Source organism: Actinoplanes sp. OR16 (assembly GCF_004001265.1).
Taxonomy (GTDB): Bacteria; Actinomycetota; Actinomycetes; order Mycobacteriales; family Micromonosporaceae; genus Actinoplanes.
The window spans coordinates 2,097,377-2,120,437 of sequence record NZ_AP019371.1 but is presented as its reverse complement, the minus strand read 5'-3'; the positions used below and the strand labels follow the sequence as shown (position 1 = coordinate 2,120,437).

19 protein-coding genes and 1 pseudogene are annotated in these 23,061 nt (G+C 68.6%); 11 read left to right on the top strand and 9 right to left on the bottom strand.

What is annotated here, in order from left to right:
• Nucleotides 1-59: 59 nt before the first annotated feature.
• Nucleotides 60-353, bottom strand: a complete 294-nt coding sequence (locus tag EP757_RS09815) for a hypothetical protein (RefSeq protein ID WP_127544078.1) — start codon at nucleotides 351-353, stop codon at nucleotides 60-62.
• Between the two features lie 70 nt (nucleotides 354-423).
• Nucleotides 424-578: pseudogene (locus EP757_RS09810) on the bottom strand (cold-shock protein); the annotation flags it as partial.
• 180 nt (nucleotides 579-758) lie between these two features.
• On the opposite strand from EP757_RS09810, the gene EP757_RS09805 reads away from it, so the two are divergent.
• Together EP757_RS09805 and EP757_RS09800 are read left to right on the top strand one after the other, a co-directional pair.
• Nucleotides 759-2,408, top strand: a complete 1,650-nt coding sequence (locus EP757_RS09805) for a Na+/H+ antiporter (protein WP_127544076.1) — start codon at nucleotides 759-761, stop codon at nucleotides 2,406-2,408.
• 103 nt (nucleotides 2,409-2,511) lie between these two features.
• Nucleotides 2,512-3,747: a PP2C family protein-serine/threonine phosphatase gene (locus EP757_RS09800; RefSeq protein ID WP_127544074.1), complete on the top strand. Its 1,236-nt coding sequence runs from the start codon at nucleotides 2,512-2,514 to the stop codon at nucleotides 3,745-3,747.
• Nucleotides 3,748-3,843: 96 nt separating this feature from the next.
• Here the strand turns inward: EP757_RS09800 and EP757_RS09795 are convergent, their stop codons facing one another.
• Complete coding sequence (locus tag EP757_RS09795) at nucleotides 3,844-4,272, bottom strand: DUF5994 family protein (protein ID WP_127544072.1); 429 nt, start codon at nucleotides 4,270-4,272, stop codon at nucleotides 3,844-3,846.
• Nucleotides 4,273-4,318: 46 nt separating this feature from the next.
• Nucleotides 4,319-5,341 (bottom strand): acyl-CoA desaturase, encoded by a 1,023-nt coding sequence (locus EP757_RS09790; RefSeq protein WP_127544070.1) that lies wholly within the window; start codon nucleotides 5,339-5,341, stop codon nucleotides 4,319-4,321.
• Nucleotides 5,342-5,461: 120 nt separating this feature from the next.
• Between EP757_RS09790 and EP757_RS09785 the strand changes: the two genes are divergently transcribed.
• The 3 genes from EP757_RS09785 (at nucleotide 5,462) to EP757_RS09775 (ending at nucleotide 8,386) form a co-directional block, all read left to right on the top strand.
• Complete coding sequence (locus EP757_RS09785; RefSeq protein WP_127544068.1) at nucleotides 5,462-6,727, top strand: sensor domain-containing protein; 1,266 nt, start codon at nucleotides 5,462-5,464, stop codon at nucleotides 6,725-6,727.
• Nucleotides 6,700-7,335: a response regulator transcription factor gene (locus tag EP757_RS09780; protein ID WP_127544066.1), complete on the top strand. Its 636-nt coding sequence runs from the start codon at nucleotides 6,700-6,702 to the stop codon at nucleotides 7,333-7,335. Before EP757_RS09785 ends, EP757_RS09780 begins: the two co-directional genes overlap by 28 nt.
• A 256-nt stretch (nucleotides 7,336-7,591) precedes the next feature.
• Entirely contained in the window at nucleotides 7,592-8,386 is a 795-nt protein-coding gene (locus EP757_RS09775; protein ID WP_127544064.1) for a SigB/SigF/SigG family RNA polymerase sigma factor, read from the top strand.
• A gap of 138 nt (nucleotides 8,387-8,524) precedes the next feature.
• Here the strand turns inward: EP757_RS09775 and EP757_RS09770 are convergent, their stop codons facing one another.
• Nucleotides 8,525-8,983, bottom strand: coding sequence for an ATP-binding protein (locus EP757_RS09770; protein WP_127544062.1), 459 nt, complete (start codon nucleotides 8,981-8,983; stop codon nucleotides 8,525-8,527).
• Between the two features lie 4 nt (nucleotides 8,984-8,987).
• Between EP757_RS09770 and EP757_RS09765 the strand changes: the two genes are divergently transcribed.
• Both EP757_RS09765 and EP757_RS09760 read left to right on the top strand, forming a co-directional pair.
• A complete protein-coding gene (locus tag EP757_RS09765; RefSeq protein WP_232050444.1) occupies nucleotides 8,988-10,454 on the top strand; it encodes an amidohydrolase family protein in 1,467 nt (488 codons plus the stop codon).
• 138 nt (nucleotides 10,455-10,592) lie between these two features.
• Nucleotides 10,593-11,234, top strand: coding sequence for a TetR/AcrR family transcriptional regulator (locus EP757_RS09760; RefSeq protein WP_232050443.1), 642 nt, complete (start codon nucleotides 10,593-10,595; stop codon nucleotides 11,232-11,234).
• Here the strand turns inward: EP757_RS09760 and EP757_RS09755 are convergent.
• Together EP757_RS09755 and EP757_RS09750 are read right to left on the bottom strand one after the other, a co-directional pair.
• Entirely contained in the window at nucleotides 11,224-12,318 is a 1,095-nt protein-coding gene (locus EP757_RS09755) for a hypothetical protein (RefSeq protein ID WP_127544058.1), read from the bottom strand. The two genes, EP757_RS09760 and EP757_RS09755, sit on opposite strands and share 11 nt — an antisense overlap.
• Nucleotides 12,254-12,847: a SigE family RNA polymerase sigma factor gene (locus tag EP757_RS09750; protein ID WP_127544056.1), complete on the bottom strand. Its 594-nt coding sequence runs from the start codon at nucleotides 12,845-12,847 to the stop codon at nucleotides 12,254-12,256. Before EP757_RS09750 ends, EP757_RS09755 begins: the two co-directional genes overlap by 65 nt.
• Before the next feature lie 226 nt (nucleotides 12,848-13,073).
• Between EP757_RS09750 and EP757_RS09745 the strand changes: the two genes are divergently transcribed.
• The 4 genes from EP757_RS09745 (at nucleotide 13,074) to EP757_RS09730 (ending at nucleotide 21,283) form a co-directional block, all read left to right on the top strand.
• Nucleotides 13,074-15,050 (top strand): Ig-like domain repeat protein, encoded by a 1,977-nt coding sequence (locus tag EP757_RS09745; RefSeq protein WP_127544054.1) that lies wholly within the window; start codon nucleotides 13,074-13,076, stop codon nucleotides 15,048-15,050.
• 299 nt (nucleotides 15,051-15,349) lie between these two features.
• Complete coding sequence (locus EP757_RS09740) at nucleotides 15,350-17,215, top strand: stealth family protein (RefSeq protein ID WP_160165775.1); 1,866 nt, start codon at nucleotides 15,350-15,352, stop codon at nucleotides 17,213-17,215.
• A gap of 26 nt (nucleotides 17,216-17,241) precedes the next feature.
• Nucleotides 17,242-20,016, top strand: a complete 2,775-nt coding sequence (locus EP757_RS09735) for a CDP-glycerol glycerophosphotransferase family protein (RefSeq protein WP_160165774.1) — start codon at nucleotides 17,242-17,244, stop codon at nucleotides 20,014-20,016.
• Nucleotides 20,017-20,146: 130 nt separating this feature from the next.
• Nucleotides 20,147-21,283: a WD40 repeat domain-containing protein gene (locus EP757_RS09730; protein WP_232050442.1), complete on the top strand. Its 1,137-nt coding sequence runs from the start codon at nucleotides 20,147-20,149 to the stop codon at nucleotides 21,281-21,283.
• A 60-nt stretch (nucleotides 21,284-21,343) separates the two neighbouring features.
• Here the strand turns inward: EP757_RS09730 and EP757_RS09725 are convergent, their stop codons facing one another.
• Nucleotides 21,344-22,117, bottom strand: a complete 774-nt coding sequence (locus EP757_RS09725; protein WP_127544048.1) for an ABC transporter permease — start codon at nucleotides 22,115-22,117, stop codon at nucleotides 21,344-21,346.
• A complete protein-coding gene (locus EP757_RS09720; RefSeq protein WP_127544046.1) occupies nucleotides 22,114-23,049 on the bottom strand; it encodes an ATP-binding cassette domain-containing protein in 936 nt (311 codons plus the stop codon). Before EP757_RS09720 ends, EP757_RS09725 begins: the two co-directional genes overlap by 4 nt.
• Nucleotides 23,050-23,061: the final 12 nt, after the last annotated feature.

Below are 23,061 nucleotides of genomic sequence, written 5' to 3'. Positions count from 1 at the left end.
CGCGCCGGACACGGGTTCACCGCCTCGACGCAGCACGCGGAAGCCTTGCTCTCCGTCCGTCAATCTTCGCTCTCTCGTCTGTCCAGCAGGTGTGCTCGCTGATCGAGGGCTGTCTGCCGGTCGTCGAGTACGGCGTCCCGCTGTGCTTGTCTCTCGTCACGGCGGTCGGCGGCTTCGGCCCGCTGATCGAGGGCGTCGTCGCGCAGGTCCGCGGCCTCCTCCCGACGGGTTGCGGCGTCGGATGCGCCGGCGGTGGGTTGTCGGCCCTGCAGGTCTGCTTGGCGATCATCGCTGACCTTGCGGAGCCTTTCCAGCGATGCCGTCATCTCGGTGGTGAGGCGGTCCTCAGACATGGATTCACTGTGCACCACGGGCAGTGATGGCGCTGTCCATTCGTCGCCCCGCCGTCGGGAACTGGCGAATCAGAGCGCGCGAATATTTCGCCTGCAGGCCGCGCTGGCTCCGGGTGGTTTCGAACTCCATTCGCTGATTCTCGTCAAGGCTGCGGAGTCCGCTTGCCGAGAAATGGGCGGAAACGTCGGCGCCACCGCCGTCCTGGTGATGAAGCCGAATCCCTCGCCGCCGCGCTGATGACCTGCGTCGAACCGACACGAAAAGAAAAGCCCCGGAAACGTCTACGGAAATCAAAACCGCAACCGGGAGATCAGAGCACGAAATCTCCGGGATATCGGCCCGACAGTTCTTGCCCTGCACGGGCCGAGATTTCTGTCCATCGGCTGGTCGGCAAGGATGAGTCGGTGGAAGCCGAGTCGGTTCTGATCTTCGTCCTCGCCGCAGTCGCGGTGGTCTCGGTGGTGCGGTGGGTCGCCGACCGGACCGGGCTACCCGCAGCCGCGCTGCTGCCGCTCGTCGGCATCGGGTACGCCCTGCTGCCCGGTCCCAACGTCACCCTCGATCCACACATCATCCTGACCTTCGTCCTGCCGCCGTTGCTCTACAGCGCCGCCCTGGACTCGTCGATGCTCGCGATCCGCCGCAACCTACGGACGGTGGTGAGCCTGTCGGTCGTCCTGGTCCTTCTCACCGCGCTGCTGATCGGCGTGGGCTTCGCCTGGTTCGTCACCGGGGCGACATTGGCCGCCGGGATCGCGGTCGGTGCGGCGGTCGCACCGCCGGATCCGGTGGCAGCGCTGGCGGTCGGGCGCAGGGTGGGACTGCCGCCCCGAATCATCACCCTGGTGCAGGGGGAGGGCCTGCTCAATGACGCCACCGCTCTCACGATCCTGAGTGTGGCGGTGGCCGCGGCCACCGGTGACGGATTCTCCGCGCCGGCCGCCTTCGGCCAGTTCCTGGTCGCCGCCGCAGGCGGCGTCGCCGTAGGTGCGGCTGTCGCCTTCGCGAAACGCCTGTTGTCGCGGCCGCTCAGCAGTGACCCGATGCTCGCGACTGCCGTATCACTGGCCACGCCGTTCGCCGCCTACCTTCTCGGCGAGTGGATTCACGTCTCCGGAGTGCTGGCGGTGGTGGTCGCCGGGCTGATCGTGGGGCATCACGCACCACGGTCGGCCTCCGGCGCGGGCCGGCTCCAGACGAGCGCGGTCTGGCGGCTGGTCGACTTCCTGCTCGAGGGCCTGGTGTTCCTGCTGATCGGTCAACAGCTACCGGAGGTCCTGCGCGGCCTCGCAGCGTACGACACCGTCACCGTTGTCGTCGCGGTGGCGATCACCGTGGGAGTCGTCCTGTTGCTGAGGCCGTTGTGGCTGATCCTGACCCTGTTGGTGCCCGATGTGCTGCACGTCCGATGGCGCAGGCGCAGGGTGACCGAGGCCGAGCCCGCACGCTGGACCGGGCGCGAGGTCATCGTCCTCACCTGGGCCGGTACGCGAGGCGTGATCAGCCTTGCGGCGATCTTCACGCTGCCGTTGACCACCGAGACCGGGACCCCGTTCCCCGCCCGGGATCTGCTGGTGTTCTGCGTCTTCGTCGTGGTCATCGTCACCCTGGTCGGGCAGGGCCTCACGTTCGCCCCGATCGTGCGCGGGCTCGGGCTGCGCGCGGACGAAAACGACCAGGCCCGGCTGCGCAACGAGGCCCGATCGGCGTCCGTCGAGGCCGCCCTCGCCGCCCTCGACGACCTGGAGCAGCAGGACCACGACGACATCAGCACCCCGGTGATCGAGACGATGCGCGATCAACTGCGGGCCCGCCTGAACCGCTACCGTGACCGGATCGTACTGCTGCGCGAGAGTGACGACGCGGCTGTAACGCCGGTCTCGCCGCAGTACGAGGCCGCGTTGCACGTACGCCGGGTGACCCTCGACGCCCAACGTGAAGAGTTTCTGCGCTGGCGCGATGCGGGGTGGTTGCCCGACGAGGGTCTGCGCATCCTGGAACGCGAGCTGGACCACGAGGAGCGGTTGCTCCCGGACCGCCCGACCCGCCGATGATCCGGGACGTCGTCGGCTGACCGCCGTTCGCCCGCAAGCCCGATCGGTGCGAAGATCGCATGGTGAAGCGACCTCATCCCCGCACCGCTGGCATCGCAGGACCATGAGCGAGTCGGCTCGCCGGCCACCTGACAACCTACCGGCGACGCTGCGCCGTCCGGCGCAGGACGCCACCTTTCCGGCGCTGCTGGAGGACGACATCGGCGACCTTTACGACAACGCGCCGTGCGGCTTCCTCTCCACCCTGCTGGACGGAACGATCGCCAAGGTCAACGCCACCCTGCTGGACTGGCTCGGTCACTCCCGCGACGATCTGGTCGGCCGGCGTCGTTTCATCGATCTGCTGGCGCCCGGCAGCCGCCTCTACCATGAGACGCATTACGCGCCGCTGCTACGGATGCAGGCAAAGGTCAGCGGCATCGCGCTGGAAATGCTCACCACCGACGGCACGACACTGCCGGTCCTGGTGACCTCTGTGATCAAGGCCGGCGGTACCGGCGAACCGATGCTGATCCGCATCACCGTCTTCGACGCCCGCGAACGACGCGCCTACGAGCAGGAACTACTCCGGGCGCGACAGAGCGCCGATCGCGATCGCGAACGGCTGCGCCTACTCGTGGCCGGACTGCAACGCAGCCTGCTGCCGGCCACGCTGGCGGTTCCGCCCGGCATGGCCACCTCCGCCCTCTATCACATGGCTTCGCCCGATGAGGTGGGTGGCGACTTCTACGATCTGTTCCCGCTGGGTCGTGACCGGTGGGGTTTCTTCCTCGGCGACGTACGCGGCAAAGGCATCGGGGCCGCGGCGGTGACCGCCGCCGCCCGCTACACGCTGCGAGCCGCCGCCGTCTACGACCCGGAGCCCGCCGCGGTACTGGCGAACCTCAACGCTGTGCTCTACCAGGATTATCGCGCCCTGGGACACCGGCATTGCACCGTCATCTTCGGTGTGCTCGAACGAGACGGCCGGGGATACACCGCCTCGATCGCCGCCGGTGGGCATCCACCCGCCCTGCTGGTCCGGGCGAACGGCGCCACCGGCTATCAGACCACCGATGGCGGCACCCTGATCGGCATCCTGTCCGAACCGCGGGTGGCGACCCGCACGATCCGGCTGGAACCCGGTGACACGTTGATCCTCTACAGCGACGGGCTCACCGAGGCGCGCACCGCCCCGTACGGGGAACGCTTCGGCGACGACGCGCTGCGCGATTTCGTCGAGAGCCAGGGCCCTACCGACGCCGCTGCCGCCGTTAGCGCCCTCACCGACCTGCTCGCCGACATGGCGGATGTCGAGGACGACGTAGCCGTCATGGCGTTCAGTGTGTCCGGCGACTGATCCGTCAGCGGACGGAACCGGTGGCCGGCTCGGCGCGGACCGCGAACGGGTGGTAGGCCGTGCGGCTGAGTCGGCCGGCTGCGCGACCTTCGATGGTCAACCGGTGTGGTTCAGGGCGGCGAGGAGTTCCGGAGTGTGGCGCCTGTCGCCGGCGTCTACCGCTGCGGCCGAGGCGGTGTCGGCCGAGACCGGACTCGAGTCGGGCGGAATGACGAGCAGGTCGAAGCGGTCACGCCCGAAGTCGCTCATGATGGTGATCAGTCCGGCCGGTTGGGAGGTGTACCAGCCGAGCCGAGCAGCCGAGCGGCCGCCGGCGGCCCGGCTCGGATGAGGCAGGTCCCATTCGGCGGGGTTCAGCAGCACATGCGTGATCGCACCCCGCAGATCGGCCAAGGCTTGAACCAGCGCGGGGAGTTCGGCCGCCACGTCGGTGGAACGAGGCCACCAGGACCCGTCCAGGACGGTGTTGCGGGAGGGTGGGTCGGCGAGTCGTAGTCGGGTGGCGGATTCGGTCGTCGGATTCATCAGCGCGCCTTTCCTGTACGGTCTCGGGTGACGGAATCGATACCGGTCAGTGAGTGTCTCGCAGCGGTGCCCCGACCTCGTGCAGGTAGCGCAGCGCCTGCCGGTACGACTCGATCAGCCCGGTCTGCTCGTACGGCACCCCGATCTCCGCGCAGTATTGCTGGACGATCGGCTGTACCTTGCGCAGGTTGGTGGTGGGCATGGCCGGGAACAGGTGATGCTCGATCTGGTAGTTGAGACCGCCGAGCGCGACGTCGACGAACCATCCGCCGCGGACGTTGCGGGACGTCAGCACCTGTTTGCGCAGGAAGTCCTCATCGCCGGTGGGATGCGGCATGCCCTTGTGGTTCGGTGCGAAGGTCATGCCGAGGTAGACGCCGAACAGACCCTGGTGCACCACCAGGAAGACCAGCGCCTGCAACGGTGACAGCACCAGGAACAGCGCGCCGAGATAGGCGACCGCGTGAACGGCGAGCAGCCCGGCCTCCAGGACCGGGCGTTTGACCGTGCCGGCCCGTAGCGCCTTGATGCTGGAGATCTTCAGATCGATGCTGAGCAGTGTCAGCAGCGGAAAGAAGAGGCCGGCCTGGTGGCGGGTGACGAACGCGGCCAGTCCGCGGCGTCCGACCGCTGACTCGGTGGCCCAGATCAGCACCTCCGGCTGTACGTCCGGGTCGAGGTCGTCGTGGTTGGGGTTGTTGTGGTGGCGGGTGTGCTTGTCCATCCACCAGCCGTAGCTCATGCCGATGCCGAGGTTGCCGGCGATGCGGCCGGCGATCGCGCTCGGGCCCTTGGTGCGGAACACCTGCCGGTGGGCGAGATCGTGGGCGACCAGACCGAGCTGGGCGAACGAGACGGCGAGCACCACCGCGACGGCGAGTGTCCACCAGGAGGAGCCGATGATGAAGAAGGCGGCCCAGCCTCCGGCGGCCAGCAGGCCGACGAGCGCGAGCCGCAGAATGTAGTAGGCGGGCTGGCGCCGCATCAGGCCGAGAGCGTTGACCCGGCGGTTGAGTTCCGCGAAGTCGCTGCCGGTCGGTGAAGTGCGTCGGAGTGTGGTTGCCGTCATCTGCTCAGTGTCGTCTCGCAAGACCGAGCGGTCAGGAGTATCAGCGCCCCACCGGGTTGGGGTGTTAACACTCTTGTCGTGGCCTCGGCGCCGTCCGTGAGGACGCGAGAGGATGGTGGCATGTCGTTGCGGGAGCGCTTGCGCGCCGGCCTGTTCGCGACCGGGCATGGCGTGGTGGCGATCGGTCTCGGCCTGCTCAACGGGCCGGTGCTCGCGTTCTGGTTGGTCGGTCTCGTTCTCACCCCGGTGCCGATGCTGGGCGCTGACCTGTTGCACGTCGCCACCACCGTGGTGCGGTGGCGGGCCGGCATCGAGCGGCGCCTCGGCACCTTGGCGGGGGTACCGATCCGTCGCCCGTACCGGCCTCCGCCGGATCGGGCCGAGTTGGGCAGCCGCCGGTGGGTCAGGTGGATCATCACCGATCCGGCGACCTGGCGTGACATGGCCTGGTTGCTGCCGGGCGCGGTGGTCGGGGTGACGCTCGGCGTGATCATGGTGGCGATCCCGGCGTACGGCCTGGTCGGCGTTGTTCTGCTTCCGCTGTGGCTGTTCCTGGGTGACGTGTGGTTCGGGTATGGCGTGTTCTGGCCGACCGCGACCCTCGTGGAGGCCTGGCTGGCGTTTCCGCAGGGCCTGATTCTGGTCGTCGTGGGCCTGGGCGTGGCCCCACTGCTGCGCCGGACCGACATGTTGTTCGCCTGGCTCTTCCTCGCCCCGACCAAAGCGGCTGAGTTGCGCTTGAGGGTCGCTCATCTGACCACGACCAGAGCCGATGCCATCGGCGCGCAGGCCGCGGAGTTGCGGCGCATCGAGCGGGATCTGCACGACGGTGCGCAGGCGCGGATGGTGTCGGTCGGCATGACGATCGGGCTTGCCGAACGTCTCGTTCTCCGGGATCCGGTCGCGGCGCTCAAGCTGCTGGCCGAGGCGCGGAGGTCCAACACGGCCGCGCTGGTCGACCTGCGGCATCTCGTTCGGGGCATCCACCCGCCGGTGCTCGCCGAGCGCGGGCTGGAGGGCGCCGTCCAGGCGCTCGCGCTGCATCTGCCGTTGCCGGTCGAGGTGACCTCGCACCTCGGGGGTCGGCTGGAGACACCGATCGAGTCGGCGGTCTACTTCGCGGTGGCCGAGGCGCTGGCCAACATCGGGCGGCACAGCCGGGCCAGCTCGGCCTGGATTCGCCTCCGGCACGCCGAGGGGCGGTTGTTCGTCGAGGTCGGCGACAACGGGGTCGGCGGCGCAGACGCCACCCACGGTACGGGTCTGCACGGCATCGAACGTCGGCTGGGCGCTTTCGACGGCACGATGATGATCTCTTCGCCGTCGGCCGGCCCGACCGTCATGACCATGGAGGTACCGTGCGCGTTGTCATCGCCGAAGACCTGACGCTGCTGCGAGACGGGCTGACCCGCCTGTTCGAGGCATTCGAGTTCGAAGTGGTCGAGGCCGTCGACAACGGGCCCGCGCTGCTTCCCGCCCTGCTCCACCACCGGCCGGACGTGGCCATCATCGATGTACGGCTGCCACCGACCTACACCGACGAAGGCTTGAAGGCAGCCATCGCCGCCCGCGCGGCGATTCCCGGGCTACCGGTCCTGGTGCTCTCCCAGCATGTAGAGCCGCTCTACGCCCGCGAGTTGCTCACGGACAGCGGCCGGGGCGTCGGCTACCTGCTCAAGGAACGGATCTCCGACGTCGAACAGTTCGTCCAGGCGGTTCAGCAGGTCGCCGCGGGCGGGACGGCCCTCGACCCGGAGGTCGTCAGCCAGCTGCTGGCCCGGCGGGAACCACTGGCCGGCCTGACCCCGCGCGAGCACGAGGTGCTCAAGCACATCGCTGAGGGGCGTTCCAACGCGGCCATCGCCTCCCAGCTGTTCATCACCGAGAAGGTGGTCAGCAAATACATCAACAACATCTTCAGCAAACTCGGCATGCCCCCGTCCGACGACGACAACCGGCGCGTACTGGCCGTCCTCAGGTACCTCGACGCCTGATCCGGCCGGGACTGTGCCCCGCGACGGGCATGTGCGCCGTTTAGGGAAGACCTCGCGCGGTAAATCGGTGACTCGGCAGACGACCGGCACCGGCCGAGCTGGATTGCTCGGCAACCACTATTCGGATCAGTTTATATGGCCGATCGTGTGGTTTTTTATGACTAACGGGCGGGGACATAGTGCTGCGACAGGCTGTGGCTGATCGCGTCGATCAGCCGGTGCGCCTGACGAAGTGCCTGACCAAAGGGGTTCCCGCATGACTGTCGTCGCTGACACCGCTGTCCTTGCCGATGCCACCACGAGCACCGACCGGGCCAGCGAGCTGATCATGGCGATGGCGGCCCTCCCGGCCGGGCATCCGTCCCGGGCCGGCCTGCGGGACCGGGCGATCGAGGCCTGGTTGCCCCTGGCCCGGCACCTGTCCAACCGTTACGCCAACCGCGGCGAGCCGCGCGACGATCTCTATCAGGTCGCCGTCGTCGGTCTGATCAAAGCCACCGATCGGTTCGAGGCCGACCGTGGCGTCGACTTCGCCGGTTTCGCGATCCCGACCATCGTCGGTGAGCTCAAGCGTCACTTCCGGGACAAGACCTGGTCGGTACGGGTGCCGCGGCGTCTGCAGGAACTGCGGCTGGCGATCACCGGTGCCAACAACACGCTGAGCCACACTCTCGGGCGCGCCCCGACCGTCGCCGACATCGCCTCGTATCTGGAGATCAGCGAGGACGAGGTCATCGAGGGCCTCGAAGGCGCCCGCGCCTACAACTCCACCAGCCTGTCCACCCCGATCAGCGAAGGCGGCACCGAACTGGGGGAGACCCTCGGCGCCGAGGACAGCGGCTTCGCGGAAGCTGAGACGCGGATCGCGCTCGGCCCGGCGATGTCCACGCTCGACGAGCGCGAGCAGAAGATCGTCAGCCTGCGCTTCTACGGCAATCTCACTCAGCAGCAGATCGCCGAGCAGATCGGCATCTCTCAGATGCACGTCTCCCGGCTGCTCACCAAGGCCCTGGCCAAGCTGCGCCGGCACCTCGACGCCGTCGAGAACTGACGGACAGCGTGACCACCGTCCGGCCGCTCCCGGCTCAGCCGTGAGCCGCCGTTAGCTCTGCTGCCACGGCTGCGAGCCCGCCCTTCCGCGAAGCACCACATCGGGCTGATGGTTCGTCAGGTGTCCGAGGTCCGGGCCTCAACGGTCCGGTCCACGGACGGCGACCGGCTTCGGCTCGACGGAGAAGGAGGCCCAGACGTGCTTGACGTCGTCTTCGGCGTACCAGCCGACGTCCAGGGACATGGCGCGGACGATGGGCAGGCCACGGCTTCGGTCTCCGGCCAGGGACAGCGCGGCCTCGACGGGGGCGTTGCCGGGGTTGTGGTCGGCGACGTCGAGGACGAGGCGACCTTCGTGATGTAGCAGCCGTACGGTGGTGGGCGGCAGACCGTGTTGCAAGGCGTTCGTGGCCAGCTCGGTGGCGACCAGTGCGACGCGTTCGGCGATGTCCTCCAGATCGTCGCAACCCGCGGTTCGCATCCCGCTGAGGGCCTGCTGCAGTGATGCGCGCAGCGAGCGCAACTCGGCGGAACCGGACAGTGCCCAACGCTGCAGTTCAACGGCGGGCGGCGGCCGGCAGTTGTCGACGTGATTCATTCCTGTGGAGTGCCCTGCCGGAAAACTGTCAAGCTCGCAAACGGGAACTGGTTTCGACGGTCCGGGCGGGTTCCTGACGAACATGTTCGTTGCGAACGCGATCGTATTACTGTACGTTCTTGACGAACGCGTTCGTCAACCCTGCGGCGCGGGAGGGCTCTGGGACCCGTCGGCGACCAGTGCAACCCTGCAGGACGAAAGGTCAACCACCATGACAACCGCCATCATCAACGCACGAATCTTCGACGGAACCGCGGTTCTCGACGCAACGACCGTGCTGCTGGACGGAGACCGGATCATTGCGGTGGGCGGTGAACCGCCAGTGGATGCGGCGATCGTCGATGCGAACGGCGCGACGCTGCTGCCCGGCCTGATCGACGCACACGTGCACACCAGCCCGGCGAATCTGGCCCTGGCACTTCAGTTCGGAGTGACGACCGAGCTGGAGATGCAGGGCACCAACACCCGGCACAACCGGGCGCACATCAGCGAGGACGACACGGTCGCCGACGTGCGCTCGTCCGGGTTCGGGATCACCCCGCCGGGTGGGCATCCCAGCGAACTGTTCCCCGAGGACTTCCGTCCCGGCCCGCCGCCCGGCGCGACCCGGCCGGGAGTGCGCCCGGCCGGCCCGCCGCCGGTGATGCCCTTCGCCACCACCCCGGAACAGGCGGTGGCGTTCATCCCGCAGTTGGTCGGATCCGGCTCGGATTACATCAAGTTCATGGTCGACGACGGCAGCGTCGAGGGCCACCCCGGACTGCCCATGCTCGACCAGGAAACCCTTGACGCGGGCGTCGCCGAAGCCAAGCGGCACGGCATGCTCACCGTCGCTCACACGCTGACCATCGACGCCACCCGGATGGCGATCGAGGCCGGGATCGGCGGCCTGGCACACCTGTTCATGGACCGCCGGCACACCGACGAGATCGTCGCCCTGGTCGCCGGCGCCGGCGCGTTCGTCGTGCCGTGCGTAGTCCTCAACGCTTCGATGATGGGTATCACCGGCGGTGAACTCGCCGATGATCCCCGCGTGGCGTCCCGGCTGCCCGGCGACTGGATGACGACCCTGCGTTCCAGCTTCGGCCACTACCCGCAGGGCAGCCTCACTGATGTGCTCGCCTCCGTGAAGGCTCTGCACGATGCCGGAGTCGACATCCTGGTCGGTACCGACGCGTCGGTAGCCCTGCCCTTTCTCGGCGGTCTGGCCCACGGCGCCAGCGTCCACCACGAACTGCAATACCTCGTGCGGGCCGGCCTCACCCCGGTCGAGGCTCTGCGTGCGGCCACCAGCACCCCGGCCCGCCGGTTCGGCCTCGACGACCGCGGCCGCATCGCCCCCGGCCTGCGCGCGGACCTGCTCTTGGTCGATGGCGACCCGACCACCACCATCAGCGACACGCTCAACACCCGCGCTATCTGGCGCCGAGGAACCCGCGTCGTCCTTGACGGCGTCACCGACCAGCGCTGACGCCGTGCAGCGCAGGCGGACACGGCTGATGCGCACGAACATGTTCGGTACGATCACGTTATGAGTCCTCGCCGAGTTCCCCTCAGCCGACGTGACCGACCGGCCAAGCCGCCGCTGAGTCGAGCGGGCGCCGTCAGTGTGGCATTGCGCATCATGAAGGAGGAGGGCTTGGAGCGGGTGACGATGCGGCGGCTGGCCGCCGAGCTCGACACCGGCCCGGCCTCCCTCTACGTCTACGTGCAGAACATGGCCGAGTTGCACGGCGCGATCCTCGACGAGCTCCTCGCCGGCCTCGTTCTGCCCGAGCCGGGCCGGGCAGGCGAGCGATGGCGCGAGGAGCTGATCGAGTTGCTCACCGGCTATACGGAACTGCTGCTCGGTCAGCCCAGCCTGGCACGGTCGATCCTGGCGCTGCGTCCGTCGGGCTCGCATTACGTGCGCCTGGTCGACACCCTGCTCGGGCTGCTGTATGCCGGCGGAGTGCCGGTGGCGCAGGCGGCGTGGGGTGTCGACCTGCTGCTGCAGCACGGCACTGCCACCGCCGCGGAGCAGGGCGTGCGCAGCGAGGCGATCGGGGCACAGGCGGAGCAGGACGCATTCGTCGAGGCGTTGAACGACGCCGCCGACAGCGACTGCCCGAACATCGCCCGTTCCCGGCACGAGTTGTTCTCCGGCACCGGAGGGCAGCGCCTGTCCTGGATGTTCGACGCGATGATCGCCGGCATTTCCGCCGTCGCGGTGCCCGATCCGGAGTCGTCAGCGGACCAACTCAGAAATTGACCTTCAGCCAGGCTTTCTGGTCGGACGGGTCGCGTGGTTGCACGCCCTCGGCCACCCGCTTGATGTCGGCGTCCGGGAGGCCGCCGTAGCCGTCCAGGTAGATCCGGTAGTCGTCCGTGACGACGGTGCAGCTCTGCCGGCCGGTGATGCAGTGCACGCCCTCGACGTCGCCGGGTTCCAGGCCCTTCATCACCGTGATCTTCACGTGGCCGGGTAGGACCTCGTCGATGCGGGTGGCCGGGTCGGCGACCGGGCCCTGGTGCAGGAACACCTCCGAGACCGTGTCGGTGGTGCCGGGGAGGGCCTGCCGCACCGCGACGGCCTGCCAGCCCTTCGGCAGGAACCGGAGCCGGTACGGGACTTTCAGGTCACGCCGGGACGACGTGGTGAGCCCGGCGGCGATCTGTGTCGCCTGCTCACGTGCCAGGTCCGGGCCCCCGTAATTGGGCAGCAGAGTGGCCCAGGCGTCGTCGGCGTACTGCCAGGCCAGGGCGGCCACGACGTTCTGCTCCGCCGGGTCGATGGGTGAGATGTAGGTCCAGTCCCGGCCCAGCCCGGCACGACCGTCCACTGTCACCGGATACTGGTCGCCGATGATCAGGGTCGAGTCGCCGGCACCGCCGAACAGGGCGGTGTCGTACAGGCCCTTGTCATAGACGGCGATGGTGGCGACCTCCAGCGGCTCCGCCGAACCGCCGCCCAGCGTCGTGCCGTCGTGGTAGACCGGCAGTTCGGTGTACCCGCCGGTGACCTTGACGGCCGGGCCGATCCGGTAGGCGCCGACCCGGTACTGACCGAGTTCGCTGCTGAAGTCGATCTTCTGGACGGGCAGTGGTGGATCGGTCCGCACGGGCGGCGGCGCGGAGAACGACGGGTTGGGCACGGCCGCGGCGTCACCGGGGCCGGGCCTGGTCACCACCGAAGCGGAGGCGGCCACCGCTACGGCCAGGCAGGCGGCGGCGCCGGTTCCCATCGCGACACTGCGCCAGGCCTGCGTCCGGCGCGCCCGGCCGATGATGTCATCCGTTGTCGTACGCGCCGGAGGCGGCGGCGTGGCCTCGAGCGACTTCAAAACGTCCCGCATTTCGTAGCCCACGTTCGTTCCCCTCTTCGTCGTCGTACAACGTGATGTCTTCGGCGGCCAGCAGGGCCCGTGCCGAGGCCAGCCCTCGGGCGCACTGGCTCTTGACCGTGCCGGGCCGGCATTTGAGAACGTCGGCGGTCTCCTCGACGCTGAGGCCTTCGAGGAATCTCAGGACGAGTACCGCCCGCTGCCGGGTCGGCAGCCGCTTGAGCGCGTGGTGCAGGCGCACCCGGTCGTTGACGGCGCCGGCATGGTCGGGCAGCGCCGCGTCCGGCAGGTCGCTGCCGTACGAGCGTTCCCGCCGCCACGGCTTCCGCTTCTCGTTGATGGCCGCGCGCACCACCATCGTGCGGGCGTACGCGTCCGGCGTGGTGACCTTGTCCCAGCGGCGGTACAGCGTCGCGAGGGTCGCGGCCGTGGCGTCCTCCGCCGTCTGCCAGTCACCACACGTCACGAACGCGAGTGCGCGTAACTGGTCGAATCGAATGCGGACGAACTCGCGGAAACTGTCCGCGTCTTCGGTGTCCACTCGGTTGTGCTCCCTCCGTCGAGCTAAGAGGCGCGACCGACCGGAAAGGGTTGCACGCGATCACCAGCTTTCTGAGAACGCATGCCGGTCCGCGAGTGCTGGAGGAAGGGGAGGTTCGTCGAACCGATCCCGACTCGTCGCAACGATCACGTAGCGACGGAGTGAATTTCGATATAACCTCTCGCCTGACATCGTTCATCGGTGTCCGGCATCACGGGGGATCTATATGCGTTACCCATGGATCGGCGTCGCCGTCGGCGTGGTCGTGCTCGGCGCCGGCGCCACTCCCGCGCTCGCCGACTCGGACCGGACTCTGCCGGTCAAGTCGGTCGGCGACCTGGTCGTCGACGGCGCCCGCCAGCGGATCTTCGTCAGCGACCCGACCAGCGGGAAGATCGTCGAGACGCGGTACGACGGAACGGTCGTCGCCACCGCGAGCGGCCTGCCCCGGGTGAGCGGCCTGGCACTCTCCGCCGACGGGACGAAGATCTACGGCGCCCTGGAGTCGGGCCGGGCGATCGTCGCCCTGTCGGCCGCGACCCTCACCGAGCCGGTCCGGTACGACCTGGGCGCCGGTGTCTACCCGCTGTCCCTGGAGAGCGCGGCCGGCAAGCTCTGGTTCACCTACGACGACTTCGGCGCGTACCCGTTCACCGGTTCCGACGGCAACATCGGCTCCCTCGACGTCAGCGGCCCGGCGCCGGTGGTGACGCTGGAACAGGACACCACCGGCGCCTACGGCATCTGGTCCGGCGCGCCCGAACTGTCCGCCGCCACCGGTGACAGCGGGCTGATCGCCGCCTTCGACCCGCACACCTCCAGCGGGGTCGTCGCCGTCTACGACGTGTCCGGCGGCGCCTTCACCCGGACCGGGACGAAGCAGGTCACCGGCGGTTACACCCGGGACGTGGACTTCACCCCGGACGCCGGTCACGTGGTGGCCGCCGACCTGAACGCGGTGACCGTCGCCCGCAGCACCGACCTGGCGAAGACCGGTTCCTACACGGTCGACAGCTGGGTGCGGGCGGTCGCGGTGGCGTCGGACGGCACGGTGGCGACCGGCGGGGACGCCCTGCGGGTCTACGCGCCCGGCCGGTCCGCGCCGATCCGCAGGTACGCCCTTCCGCACACCGATCCGTCCTCCACCGGATACGACGAGGTGGCCGATCGGGCGCTCGCCTGGGAACCGGGCGGCAACCGGCTGTTCGCCGTCACCAGGAACCCCTCCGCCGTCCATCGCCTGCGGATCTACACCGAGCCGAAGAAGTCACAGCCGGTCCTGAAGCTGTCCGGTCCGGCGTCGGCGGCCCGGGCCAAGCCGCTCACCGTCACCGGCTCGCTCACCGCCTCGCTCCCGCTGCCGGCCGGCACCCCGGTGACCGTCACCCGCACCGATCTGGAGAGCCCGTCCGGCCGGTCTCTCGGGACCAGGACGACCGCCGCCGACGGGTCGTTCTCGATCACCGACACGCCACCGGCCGGTGGCACCGTCACCTACCGCGTCTCCTACGCCGGGGACGGCACGCACTCCGCGGTCACGGCGGTCAGGTCGGTTGCTGTCTCCCGTACGACGCCGGCTCTTTCGCTCTCGAACAACGGCAAGACCTATGCGTACGGCAAGACGGTCACGTTCACGGCCCGGCTCGGCGGCACCTACAAGAACCGGACGGTGGAGCTCTGGGCCGACCCGGCCGGCGGCGACCAAGGCAGGCGCCTGCTCAAGCGGGCCGTGGTCGACAAGTCGGGCCAGGTGTCGGCGAGTGTCCGGCTGACCCGCAACACCACGGTGTCGGCGGTCTTCACCGGTGACGCGCGGACCGCCCCGAAGACCGTGAAGGCGGCCGTCGGCACGAAGGTCAGCGTGTCGGTGAAGCTCTCGAAGTACTACAAAACCGTCAAGATCGGCGGCACTAAGTACCGCTACTACCACGAGAAGACCAAGGCGAAGCTGAACGTCAAGATGACCGCGGCGCCGACCGCGCGCAAGGCGTACGTCTCGGTTCAGTTCAAGTACAAGGGCAAGTGGCGGGCCTGGGGTGACGGCTACTTCCCGGCCACGAAGGCGATCTACGTCAGCGGCGCCGGCTTCAAGGGCTACAAGATGCGGGTCCGGGTGGCGTACGTGAAGGGCGGCTCGAAGTCGGGTGACACTCTGAACACGACGACCTGGACGCCGTACCAATATCTCTACTTCACCAAATGAGATTTCGACACGCTCCGTGGCAACACGGTGGCAACGAGAACATGAACCGCGTCTTGCGCGAGTTGCGCCGGAAAGTGACGATGGTGGCTTCCGATATCAACGACCGACCACGTAAGATCCACGGCTGGAAGAAGCCCTCCGAGATTTTCGCGGAACTCGTCGAGTCGAATGCTTCCACCGCTCGAATTCGCCCGCAGGGAAGGTAAGCCGCAATGCGGACATCTACGCCAGATCATTCGAGCGGGAAGCGGCAGGTCCTCGCCCCGCCGACTCGGTCACGGCTGCTACGCACGTACTCCGTGGTGGTTCCGCAGCGGATGCGGCAGGGCGTCAAAGAGCGACTCTCCCCTGAACTGTATGCATTTCTGACCAAAAGGCTGACCCAGGGTGGGCCGATCACCCGCGGTGCGGACGCCGTTCAGGTATCGATCGCGAAATCGCGGTTCGCCCGGTTCCTGAAGAGCGACAAGTTCGTCCTCGCCCATTCCGATCAGGGTCTGGCCGTCGCGCAGGTCGTCGAATACTGCACGCCGCTGCACGCCCGCCGTGCCAACCTGGAAGCGGTCACCCGGGTCCTCGACGACGCCGGTGTGCCGTATTTCGCAGTCCGCGGTTTCGACGACCTGACCTCCTCGGTCGCCGTGCCGGAGAAGCACCGGCGCAAGGCGCTCGCCGCGCTGGCCGCCGCGTCCGGCGACACCCCGACCTACGTCGCTGAGGTGGCCGACAACCGCGTCGGCAAGATGCGCCTGGCCGCGAGCGCGCGGAGCTGGGAGCAGTTCGGCCGGGCGCGCATCGTGCGGTTCGCGCGCTTCCTGACCGACCCGACCGGCTCGATCGTGCTCGGCCTCGGCAGCGGCTGCGACATCGAGTTCTGGTCGGAGCAGGACGGGCTGCTGCACGCCCCGCGGCCCAACCGCGCAGCCGACGAGGTCGCCGTCGACGGCCCGCTGATCCCGCTGCCCGAGCGGTCGTTCACCCGGCTCGCCTCCGCCACCACCGAGGGCACCAGGGAGTACGAGACCCGCCCGGAGCTGGTCGGCGAGCTGCTCGAGGACGTCACCTTCCCGATCGACCTGGTCTACACCTGGGTCGACGGCGAGGACCCGGTCTGGCGGGCACGGCGTGACCAGGCGTTCGGCGGGCACACCGAAGCCCTCAACGATCAGTCGGCGAACGAGTCCCGGTTCATCAGCCGGGACGAGCTGCGCTACTCGCTGCGCTCGATCCTGATGTTCGCGCCGTGGATCCGCCGCATCTTCCTGGTCACCGACGACCAGGTGCCGACCTGGCTGAACGCGGAGGACCCCCGCATCACGGTGGTCAGCCACAAGGAGCTGTTCGCCGGCCGGGGCACGCTGCCGACCTTCAACTCGCACGCGATCGAGAGCCAGCTGCACCAGATCGAAGGGCTCGCTGAGCACTTCATCTACTGCAACGACGACGTCTTCTTCGGCCGCCCGCTGACGCCGCACGACTTCTACCAGGCCAACGGGATGTCGAAGATCTTCCTGTCCCGGGCGAAGGTCGGTCCCGGCCCGGTCGACGTGGACAACGACATCCCGTCCACCGCGGCGGGCAAGAACAACCGGCGGATCATCGAACGCGAGTTCGGCCGCCAGGTCACGTTCAAGATGAAGCACGTGCCGCACGCGCTGCGCCGCAGTGTGCTCGCCGAGATCGCGGAGAAGTACGCCGAGGAGCTGACCGCGACCTCGCACCACCAGTTCCGCCACCCCGCCGACGTGTCGCCCACGTCGTCGCTCTACCAGTACTACGCGTTCCTGAGCCAGCGGGCCGTGGTCGCCGACATCCGCTACATGTACGTCGACCTCGCCGCCCGGGAAACGCCCTCGGTGCTGAGGCTCGCTCTCGCCAAGCGGCACTTCGACGTGTTCTGCGTCAACGACACCGACGGCGAGCCGGAGTTCCTCGCTCAGCAGCACGCCATCATGCATGGATTCCTCTCCGCGTACTTCCCCGTGCCGGGGCCGTGGGAGCGTTCCGATCAGTCGTCGTACGACCCTGCGGAGGGGGTCGGCTCGGCGAGGGCGGACGCATCCCGGGCGCTGGTGCCGAAGCCGCGGTCCGGCAGCACGACACCCCCATCCACTCCGGCGGCCGGCGACCCGGCACCGCTCGCACCAGGAAGTCACCGATCATGAGCCAGTCCTCATACGAGGTCACATTGGTGATTCCGGTCTATAACGTCGAGGATTACCTGCAGGAAACGCTGGATTCCGTCGCCGCCCAGACCGTCTTCGACAAGACCCACGTCATCCTCGTCGATGACGGCAGCACGGACTCGTCCTACGAGATCGCCACGGCGTTCGCCGAGCTCCACCCGAACGTCACCGCGATCCAGCAGGAGAACGCGGGTCCCGGCGTGGCGCGCAACCGTGCGATGGACATGGCCGAGACGCCGTACATCGCCTTCTGCGACTCCGACGACCTGATGCCGCCGGGCGCACTCGAGCGGCTCCTGAAGGCGATCGTCGAGCACGGCGCCAGCATGTCCGTCGGCAAGATGGACACCTTCCCGAAGCCGACCAAGTTCCTGTGGCACAAGTACTTCGGCAAGGGTGACCGGCTGCTCGAGTCGATCGCCGACGCGCCCGACTTCATCCACGCGGCCGGCCCGTGCCACAAGGTCTTCGACCTTCGCCAGCTCCGGGCGCACGGACTCCGGTTCGGTGAGGGTGTGCACTTCGAGGACGCCTTCCTCGCCATCCCGATGATGCTGCACGCCAAGGGCATCGCGCTGGTGGACGAGGAGGTTTACAAGTACCGTCGCCGGCCGACGCAGGACTCCATCATGGACTCGCTGTTCATCCGGCCGCAGAACTACTGGGACCACCTGGAGCTGGTGCGCTACCTGGGCGACATGCGCCCGCAGCTGGACGCGTTCAAGCACGAGGCGCTGGAGCGCTTCCTGGTCCGCAGCTACCAGGGTTTCGCCGTCCGCGCGTCGGAGATCTTCGAGGACGAGGCGGACCTCCGCAAGATCTTCGAAACCTGCCAGCGCCTGTACGAGGGCATCGACGTCTCCTTCATCCTGCGGTGGACCGCTGACACCAGGCACCGGGTGCCGTTCGTCGCCTACCTGCTGGACGACTTCGAGCTGTTCACCCGCCCGCAGGAGAAGCTGCGCGGCGTCTGTGCCTCCAGCGGCGACCTCTACCTCGACTACCCGGTGCCGGCCCGGCTGCTGCCGCTGACCCGGATCAGCCGGGTGGACGCGGTGCTCGAGCAGACCCGGCTGACGCCCGCCGGCGACGAGCTGGAGGTCTCCGGGCATCTGATCCTCAACGGCATGCCGCTGAGCGAGCCGCTCACCACGAACCTGGCGGTGCGGGTCCGGGGCAGCGGGCTCAGTGTGCCGGCCCAGCCGCAGTTCCGCCGCGACCTGACCGGTTCCAGTGTGAACCAGAAGGAAGTGCGCAACGAGCGCGGGTGGGCGGGCTTCACCGCCCGGATCCCGGTGAACCAGCTGCGCAGCGGCGAACACCAGATCCGGGTGGTGTTCCTGACCTCGACCGGACAGGCGTCCCGGCGGTGCCGGATGTCGGCCGCGTTCCTGCGCGACGCCCGGGTGATCACCGCGGGTGGTCGCCGGATCCTGTGCCGCTTCACCGCGCCGGACATCGCCACCATGGTCATCCGCAACGCCGGGACGAAGGCCGACGACCGCCGCTGGAAGCGTGAGCTGCTGCGCCGCGACCTGGGGCACGTCCGGCACCGCAGGCCGCTCTGGAAGTGGCGTCTGCTGCGCGCGGCCACCGAACGCTTCATGCGCAACCGCGACATCTGGCTGATCGGCGAGCGTCCCGACACCGCGCAGGACAACTCGGCGCACCTGTTCCGCTACCTACGGACCAAGGCACGCCGCAAGGACACCTACTTCCTGCTCGCCAAGGACGCCGCGGACCCCCAGGGCCTGCGCAAGCTGGGCAAGGTCGTCAAGCATGGCTCGCTGCGGCACAGGTTCCTGCTGCTGCACGCCAAGAAGCTGATCAACTCGTACGACATCGACTCGTACATGCTGCCGCCGCGGTGGACGAAGCCGGAGTTCCTGAAGCACCTCAACTGGCGTATCGGCGCCTCCCGGGTCTTCCTGCAGCACGGCGTCACCGACAAGGACGTCAGCCGCGGCCTGCACCGGGCGCGCACGAACGTCGACCTGTTCGTGGCGGCGGCGCACGACGAGGCCGAGTTCGTCGGCGACCAGCTCGGGTACGGCGACGTGGCCCAGCCGCTCGGCTTCCCCCGCTTCGACGCCCTGACGCCGGACAACGGCAACCGCAAGATCCTGTTCATGCCGACCTGGCGGGTCTACCTCGTCGCGCCGTCGTACGACCCCGGCCGTACGCCGAAGGTCCGGTTCGAGGGATCGGCGTACCACACCTTCCTGGTCGGGCTGTTCGGCAGCGAGAAGCTGCGGATGGCGCTGAAGGAGCACGGCTACACGCTCGAGTTCCTGCCGCACTACGAGCTGCGCAGCCTGGTCACCGACATCGTGCCGGACGACAAGAGCTTCGCGATGGTCGACCAGTCGACCCGCAGTGTGCAGGACGCGATGCGTCAGGCCGACCTGTTCGTGACGGACTGGTCGTCGACCGCGTTCGACGTCGCCTACCTGGGCACGCCGCTGGTCTACGCCCAGTTCGACCCGGACGAGTACTGGGCCGGGCACTACCGTAAGGGCTACTTCGACGCCGCCCGCGACGGATTCGGCCCGGTCTGCCACGACGCCGAGCAGACCGTCGACGCCATCGTGCGGTACCTGGAGAACGGCTGTAAGCGCGAAGAGGAGTACAGCAACCGCGCGAACTCCTTCTTCGCCCACCGGGACCGGGAGAACTGCGCCCGGGTCGCCGACGCCATCGCCGCACTGGGCAGCGCGCGGGCGGCGGCCGAGCCGTCCACGCCGGTCTCGGTCGAGGAGTTCGTCGCGACCGGTTCCTGATTCATCGAGCAAGACGTGAAGGCCGTGACTCCTGGCACTCAGGGGTCACGGCCTTTCGTGTCGTTCCCCGGCTGGATGAATCGCGGCGAATAGCAGCCGAGTGCGCCAGAGCCGTCCTTACCGTGGCGACGTGACTACCAAGAGTGGATATGCGACTCGCGCAGTCGTCGTGGCCCTGGTGGGACTGCTGGGACTGACCGGCCTCGTCGACCCGCAGCCGGCCCGGGCCGCCGCAGCAAGCCAGGCCACCACCCCGAAGCGGGTGCTGCCCGGAACCGACGGACTGATCGCCGTACAGCCGGACGGGAAGGTCTTCGCCACCGTCAGCAACGGGGCGGTCCGCCAGTGGAACACCGGGACCGGACGCCGGGGTGGGCGAACGCTCGCGGCCGACGCGGGCGACGTGCACGCGATCGCGTACAGCTCGGACGGCAGGCTGCTGGCGGTCGCGGCCGACAAGGGCGTGGCGCTGTGGGACCCGGCGACCGGCGAGCAGTCCGGCCCGCCGCTGAGCGGGCACACCGGCGCGGTGCGTTCGGTGGCGTTCAGTTCCGCCGGCCAGCTGATGGCCACGGCCGGCGACGACGGCACGGCCCGGGTCTGGGACGTCACCTCCGGTGACCTGCTGCGCACCCTGATCGGTCACCCGGGCGCCGTGCGCTCGGTCGTGTTCAGCCAGGACGGCGACCGGATCGCCACTGCCGGCGCCGGTAAGGACAACACGGTACGGCTGTGGCAGACCCACTCCGGCCGTCCCGTCGGTCAGGCGCTGACCGTGAGCCCCGGCCCGGTGCACGCCCTGAGCTTCAGCCCCGATGGAAAGGTCCTGGCCGTTTCGGGTGGGAGCAACGTCGTACGAATGTGGAATGCCTCGAACGGCAAACCCGCCGGCGAACCCATCATCGCGAGCACCGGTCCGGTCCTGGCCCTGACCTTCGCCCTGGGCCGGAGGCTGCTGGCCACCTCGTCCGGCGGCGACAACACCGTGCAGCTGTGGAACACGGCGACCCGGCTGCCGGCCACCCCGCCGCTCACCGGTCACACCGGTCCGGTGCGGGCCATGCGGTTCAGCCCGGGCGGGAAGTGGCTGGCCACCGGTGGCGACGACGGCACCGTGCGGCTCTGGGACACGGCGACCGGCACTGCCGAGGGCACTCCGCTGACCGCTCACAAGGGCGCCGTCTGGTCGGTGCGGATCAGCCCGAACGGCCGCCGCTTGATCACCGCCGGCGAGGACGAGAAGGTCCGGCTCTGGCGCGTCGCCTGACATCCACGGAACATGGCCGTGACCTGCGAAGTCGCAGGTCACGGCCATGTTCTTTGCTTTCTACTTGTTGAACTTCGCGGTGGCCCAGAAGTAGCCGAGCACCGCCAGGCCCACGCACCAGCCCACGGCGAGCCAGCCGTTGTAGCCGATCTCGCCGCCCAGCAGCAGCCCGCGCAGGGTCTCGATCGCCGGGGTGAAGGGCTGGTACTTCGCGATCGGCTGGAACCAGCCCGGCATCGACGTGATCGGCACGAAGGCGCTGGAGATCAGCGGCAGCAGGATCAGCGGCATCGCGTTGTTGCTCGCCGCCTCGGCGTTCGGGCTGACCAGGCCCATGCCGACGGCGATCCAGGTGAGAGCCAGGGCGAAGAGCACGAGCAGCCCGAACGCCCCCAGCCAGTCGAGCGCGGTGGCGTCGACGGCCCGGAAGCCGATCGCCACGGCGACCGCACCGACCAGAACCACGCTGAGGATCGACTGGAGCACGCTGCCGATCACGTGCCCGACCAGCACCGAACCGCGGTGGATGGCCATCGTCTTGAAGCGGGCGATGATCCCCTCGTTCATGTCGTTGGCGACCGAGACCGCGGTGCCGATCACCGTGCTGCCGATGGTCATCAGCAGCAGGCCGGGGACGATGTACGCGATGTACTCCGCTCTGCCGCCGCCGAGCCCCGCACCGAGGGCGTCGCCGAATATGTACACGAAGAGCAGGAGCAACATGATCGGCGTGAGCAGCAGGTTCAACGTGAGGGACGGATATCGCCGCGCGTGGAGGAGATTGCGGCGGAGCATCGTCGACGAGTCGCGGACGGCGAGGGACACGGTGCTCATCGGGAAGCCTCCGAGGGCTGAGTAAGGGCGAAGAAGACGTCGTCGAGGTCGGGGGTGTGCACGGTCAGCTCGTCCGCCTCGATGCCGGCGGACGCGAGAGCGTCGAGAATGGATCGCAGGTCCTGCTGGCCGCCGCCGCTCGGAACCTGCACGGAGAGCGAGTCGGCGTCACCGGTCGCGGCCGGCAGCGCGGTCAGCGTGTTCTGGTAGGCGACCGGATCGTGGAAGCGGAGCCGGACGTGCCCGCCCGGGACCAGCCGCTTCAGCTCCCCGGCGGTCCCCGCCGCGACGATCTTGCCGTCGTGCAGGACGGCGATCCGGTCGGCCAGCTCGTCGGCCTCCTCCAGGTACTGCGTGGTGAGGAAGACCGTGACGCCATCGGAGACCAGCTCCCGGATGATCTGCCACATGTTGTGCCGGCTGCGCGGGTCGAGCCCGGTGGTCGGCTCGTCCAGGAAGATCACCCGTGGGCTTCCGACCAGCGTCATCGCGATGTCGAGACGGCGTTTCATACCGCCCGAGTACGTCGAAGCCGGCTTCTTGGCCGCCTCCACCAGATCGAAGCGCTCCAGCAGCTCGGCGGCGACCTTGCGGCCCTCGGCGGCCGGCAGATGGTTGAGGTCGGCCATGAGCAGCATGTTCTCCTCGCCGGTGATCAGCCCGTCGACTGCCGAGAACTGGCCTGTCACACCGATCGCGCGGCGTACACCCTGGGGGTCGGTGGTCAGGTCGTGACCACCCACCCGGGCGGCGCCGGCGTCCGCGGAGATCAGAGTCGAGAGGATCTTCACGGCGGTGGTCTTGCCGGCCCCGTTCGGGCCGAGCAGAGCGAAGATCGTCGCCTCGGGCACGGCCAGGTCGATGCCGTCGAGCACGACCTTGTCGCCGTAGGACTTGCGGAGGTCGTCCGCGGAGATAGCCAGGTTCGTCATCGTCTCTCCTCG